Origin of the sequence: uncultured Veillonella sp., assembly GCF_938010505.1 — a bacterium.
In the GTDB taxonomy this organism is placed as follows: Bacteria; Bacillota; Negativicutes; order Veillonellales; family Veillonellaceae; genus Veillonella.
The window spans coordinates 1-5,719 of sequence record NZ_CALLVP010000147.1; the positions used below are offsets into that span (position 1 = coordinate 1).

At 39.6% G+C, this 5,719-nt stretch carries 6 protein-coding genes; all 6 read right to left on the reverse strand.

The window, feature by feature from the left end; genetic code table 11:
* A partial coding sequence (locus Q0507_RS09130; protein WP_298715265.1) for an Rnase Y domain-containing protein occupies positions 1-620 on the reverse strand: 620 nt, incomplete at its 3' end.
* Positions 621-834: 214 nt separating this feature from the next.
* Entirely contained in the window at positions 835-1,278 is a 444-nt protein-coding gene (locus Q0507_RS09135) for a regulatory protein RecX (RefSeq protein ID WP_298715255.1), read from the reverse strand.
* Between the two features lie 2 nt (positions 1,279-1,280).
* Entirely contained in the window at positions 1,281-2,321 is a 1,041-nt protein-coding gene (gene recA, locus Q0507_RS09140; protein ID WP_298715257.1) for a recombinase RecA, read from the reverse strand.
* Between the two features lie 4 nt (positions 2,322-2,325).
* Positions 2,326-3,573, reverse strand: coding sequence for a competence/damage-inducible protein A (locus Q0507_RS09145; protein ID WP_298715259.1), 1,248 nt, complete (start codon positions 3,571-3,573; stop codon positions 2,326-2,328).
* Positions 3,574-3,610: 37 nt separating this feature from the next.
* Entirely contained in the window at positions 3,611-4,957 is a 1,347-nt protein-coding gene (rimO, locus tag Q0507_RS09150; RefSeq protein ID WP_298715261.1) for a 30S ribosomal protein S12 methylthiotransferase RimO, read from the reverse strand.
* A gap of 57 nt (positions 4,958-5,014) precedes the next feature.
* A partial coding sequence (locus tag Q0507_RS09155; protein ID WP_298715263.1) for an ABC transporter substrate-binding protein occupies positions 5,015-5,719 on the reverse strand: 705 nt, incomplete at its 5' end.

Consider the following 5,719-nt stretch of genomic DNA (forward strand, 5'->3'; position numbering starts at 1 on the left):
ATAATGCGCCCCTTCATTTCATCATTAGGCAATGCCACTACGGATACGGTAGTTTCCGCTACATGGTCAGCTGCGCAACGTTGGATTGCAGAGGAGATAATTTCTTTTGCTTTTTTCTCCGCCTCATCCTTAGCTTGCTGCTCCATTTCCTTAACCATAATCGCCGTTTCATGACGGATTTCTTGTTCCACATTCGTTAACAAGATATTTTTTGCTTCTTCGAAAGTCATGCCAGAAATACGTTCTAATTCTGCCATTTGTCTTTCGTACAATGCTTCTACCTTTTCACGGCTTTGGGCTAAGTCAGCTTCTTTGCGATGTAAAGCTTCCTCTTTGTGTTCAATATTGTCTAATTTTTTATCCAAAGATTCTTCTTTTTGAAGAATACGGCGTTCCATACGTTGAAGTTCAGAACGACGATCTTTATTTTCTCGTTCCACGTCAGAACGGAGCTTATGAATTTCTTCTTTCGCTTCTAATAAAGCTTCTTTCTTTTTAGACTCAGCTGTGCGCTCACCGTTTGCGATGATGCGTGCAGCCTCTTGCTCAGCTTGATTCAGTTTTCCTTCAGCAATATTTTTTCTTAAAAAATAGCCTACCCCTAGTCCAATCAGTACCATTACCACTGCAATTAGACTATACTCTAAAATCTGTTTCACCTCCTCTTAAATTCTCAAAATTGAGCTTTCATGCTCCTTTTTATGCCCTTCATGCATTAAATTATCAATTAGCCATATCATCATATAAATAAATAAGGCTATTATTAATTTTAGACTTGAAAGCCCTTTCTGTCAAGATTTTACAAGCCTATCAAGGCCTCTCAACAAGCATAACTTAGTCATAAAAATCATTGCATACAATTTGAATTGTGCTTGTTGAGAAACCTCTGTATTTGAGAAAATTAAATACCTTTACTTGAGGAGTCCGTTCTTCATTGAGAATAGAACCAAATTTTTTCTCTACCACCCGATAAGCAGCTTTCACCTCATCATAAGTAGAAAGTTCTTGAGGAATCGCAAGGCCACGAAGTTTCATTTTTTGCTTAATCATATAAGCACCGTATTTTTGTTCTTTCATCAAATAAGCTAATACTTGCTCAGATAAGCGTTCATCATTGATATAATCGTAGTCTCTAAGGCGTTCAAGGACCCTCTCAATGATTGGGTCCTCGAATTGTTTGCGTCTCATTTTTTGTGTCAGTTCATAAGAACTAAGAAATCGTTGAGCTAGGAAGCGATACGCTTGATCCATAGCAGCTTGCATCGTTTCGTCACTCATGATTATACTTCTTCAGTTACTTCTTCACCGATTACATCGATTTCTTCAGTGCCAACAGCCAATGTATCGCGAATAATACGATCGATTTCATCGGCTATTTGTGGATTATCTAGTAAGTATTGTTTAGCCGCTTCCTTACCTTGACCCATACGTTCCCCATTATAGGAGTACCATGCACCAGATTTATTTATGATTTCCATATTTGTACCGATATCGATAAGTGTACCAGACTTGGAGATACCTTCACCATACATCAAATCAAATTCAGCTGTTTTAAATGGAGGTGCCACTTTATTTTTAACAACTTTAACTTTTGTGCGAGCACCAACGTTTTCGTTGTTTGCTTTGATCAATTCACCTTTACGAACATCAAGACGTACGGAGGAATAGAATTTCAACGCACGACCACCAGTCGTTGTTTCAGGGTTACCGAACATAACACCCACTTTTTCACGCAATTGGTTAATAAAGATAACAACTGTTTTGGATTTACTGATAATACCAGTCAATTTACGCAATGCTTTACTCATCAAACGAGCTTGTAAGCCTACGTGAGCATCGCCCATTTCACCATCGATTTCCGCTTTAGGAACCAAAGCCGCTACGGAGTCAACTACAACGATATCTACTGCACCACTGCGAACGAGAGCTTCTGTAATTTCAAGAGCTTGTTCACCATTATCTGGTTGAGAAATCAACAAATTATTGATATCTACACCCAAGTTGCGAGCATATACTGGATCCATCGCATGTTCCGCATCAATAAATGCAGCGATGCCACCTTGTTTTTGAGCTTCTGCTACAGCATGAAGAGCCACTGTTGTTTTACCAGAAGATTCTGGACCGTAAATTTCAATTACACGGCCGCGAGGGAACCCACCTACACCAACAGCGATATCGATAGCAAGAGAACCAGAGGAAATTACCTCTACATTCATGCGATCTGCCGCTTCACCAAGACGCATAATAGCACCTTTACCAAAGTCTTTTTCAATTTGTTTTAACGCGTTATCCAACGCTGCTTGTCTACCATCTACAGCCATTATTTTATTTCCCCTTTTCTGTTATATAAGTATAAACATAATAAAGTGCTAACTCTGCTGCACTTTGTCTAATATCTTCTCGATTACCAATTAGATTAGCTTTATGGGCTACCGTACCATGTGGCCCAGTTACACCGAACCACACAAGACCAACGGGCTTTTCTTGAGTGCCTCCACCAGGACCAGCTATTCCCGTTGTAGAAACAGCATATGTTGTTTGCCCTAGTGACTTAGCGCCTTCAGCCATGGCCTTAGCCACTTGCTCACTAACAGCGCCATATGTATCTAGCATCTCTTGTGGTACACCTAAAACACGATGTTTCACATCATTGCTATACGAAATAACACCACCCACATAGTACTCACTACTGCCACTGACATTAGTCAGTAGTTTACCAACTAATCCCGATGTACAGGATTCAGCAGTACTAATAGTGCTGTGTTCCTCTAGCAAGGTACGACCTAGTGTTTCCTCCATAGAAATCGTTAAGTCGCGTCCTATGCGAGAACCTAAACGCTCTCGTATGATAGCATCCCAAGGATTTAATAGTTCTTGCGCCGCTTCTAATGTTTCAGCTTTGGCCGTAATGCGTACTTCAATATAGCCTTTTTTAATGAGTAAGGCTATGGTCGGATTTGATTGATTCTTAATAAGATCCATCAAAGTGCTTTCTAAATCGATTTCACGAATATCATATACACCATAACGATAAGATGTAACAATTCCTTGAGAACTAAATCGGTTATTTAAATAAGGAACTACGCTCTCTTGGAACATGCCCTTCATTTCACCAGGAGGTCCAGGCAGAAGTATGTATGTAGTATCTCCATCTTCAACGACGACACCTGGTGCAACTCCAACAGGGTTATATAATACCTTCGCCCCTTCTGGTAATTGTGCCTCTCGCCGACTCGCATCAGGTATAGTACGGTTTACACTGTTAAAGAACCTTTCAAGCTCATCCATGGCCTCTTGATTAAACACAATAGGTCTACCAATTGAATCGGCAAGTACATTACGTGTAATGTCACCCTGCGTAGGTCCTAACCCACCAGTACTAATAACGATATCAGCCCTTGTACTAGCGAGCTGAAAGACTTCAGCCATTCGTTTCGGATTATCACCTACCACCGATTGATGGGCAATGGTATATCCTAGTTTATTCAACTCTTGTGCTAGCCATGATACATTCGTATTTACTGTATCACCTAGCAATAATTCTGAACCTGTAGAAATAAGTTCTACAATCATCAGATCACCTCCACAATCGAATATATCGAACTGTGTATTATTCTACAACTGTAGCTACTACATCATAAGCAAAGCCTTGCTCTACTTGTACCTTAAGAATATCACCAGGTTGAATGTCTTCACCGCAGTCTTCAATGTACATATTACCATCTACATCAGGTGCTTGAGATTTCAATCGACCTTTTGCAAGCAATGTGTTATTCTCGCCTTCTTCGATTTCCTCTACCATCGCATAATCAATGGTACCTTCTAAATCGCGATTGTTCTCTTCAGAGATAGCAGCTTGGATGGACATAAGAACGTGATAACGCTCTTCTTTGACCTCTTCTGGTATTTGGTCTTCACGAGCCCCAGCTGGTGTACCATCTTCTTGAGAATACGTAAATACGCCCATGTTATCAAATTTGATTTCTTTTACAAAGTCACAAAGTTCCTCAAATTGTTCATCTGTTTCACCAGGGAATCCAACGATGATAGAGGTGCGCAATGTAATATGAGTCGGCGCATTTCTAATTTTCTTAAGTAAGCGTTCAATATCATTGCGATTGTCTCGGCGATTCATTTGTTTCAAGATATCGTTATTAACATGTTGCAGTGGAATATCTACATATTTACAAAGCTTTGGCTCATTAACAATAATATCTAACAATTCATCAGAGAAGAATGTCGGATATAGGTATAGCATGCGAATCCATTCTATGCCCTCTACAGTTGTTAATTCTTTTAACAATGTAGTCAACAATGGTTTACCATCATTAAGGTCGATTCCATAGCTCGTTGTATCTTGAGCAATAAGGACAACTTCCTTAACTCCTGTCGCTGCCAATCGTTCCACTTCAGCCTTGATAGACTCGATAGTACGACTACGGAATGCACCGCGTACCTTTGGAATAATACAGAATGTACACCCGTTATTACAGCCTTCTGCAATTTTAACATATGCACTATAACGAGGTGTTGTTTGAATACGAGGCATGCGCTCATCATAGATATTCGTAATATTTTCCATGATACAACTGCGATTGCCGTGCTCAATAGCATCAACGGCTACCATAACTTGATCCCATGCACCGGTACCGATTAATGCATCAATTTCAGGAATTTCTTGGAATAATTCATCCTGATATTGTTGGCTAAGACAACCTGCTACGATAAGGCCCTTACAAGCACCATCTTCCTTATATTGAGCAACCTCAAGGATGGTATTAATAGACTCAGCCTTAGCTTTCTCAATAAAAGTACAGGTATTTACAACGATAAGATCTGCTTCGCTTAGGTCCTCTGTAATCGAATAGCCATTATCTCGCAATAAGCCTAACATCACCTCTGTATCTACTAAATTTTTAGCACAACCTAGGCTAACATACCCTAATTTTTTACCCATTCTATATCCTTTCATCACTAGATTTTCTCTATTTGTTCTAGGGTCTATATAACTGACTTAGTCCTTACGGAATCGTACTTGACTAACCCAATGATTTAACAATAACTTTTTACCTTCTATGGTGTAACCACCATTCACAGGCCATAACACTAAATCATGTCCCATAGAATCTTTTGGTTCATCCATTTCAGGATTGGTAAAGATATAGGTAAAATTCTTTTCTACCATATATTTCGCCGTTTTAGAAGATAATAACCAATTAATAAACTCAACACTATCTGCTTTATGCTTTGAATTTTTTAAAACAGCAGCACCAGTCACATAATAAGACGTCCCATCTTTAGGATAAATAACCTTAATTGGATACCCCTGGCGACTATATTGCGCCGCATCAGACAAGTTACCAATACCAATATTGGCCTCCCCTAATGCAGTTAGCCGTACTGGAGTAGACAAGAATTTAGCATGCTGTACCACATGTGGCTTCAAGGTATACAGGTATTCAAGAGCCTCCGGCTCCCCTTTGTACTCTACCATGTTATATAACAAATTTGCCGCATTCTGAGATGCCACAAAATCGGTCATAACAATAGACCAATCACCTTGTTTTCCCAATGTGTCCCACGTAGTAATATATTTGCCAATACCATTGTGGAAGGTATCATTCTGAACAAATACGATAGGATCATACCAAAGACCAACCCAATAGCCATTTGGATCCTTTAGATTATCACGCACCTCGTCAATACGTTCATTGACGAT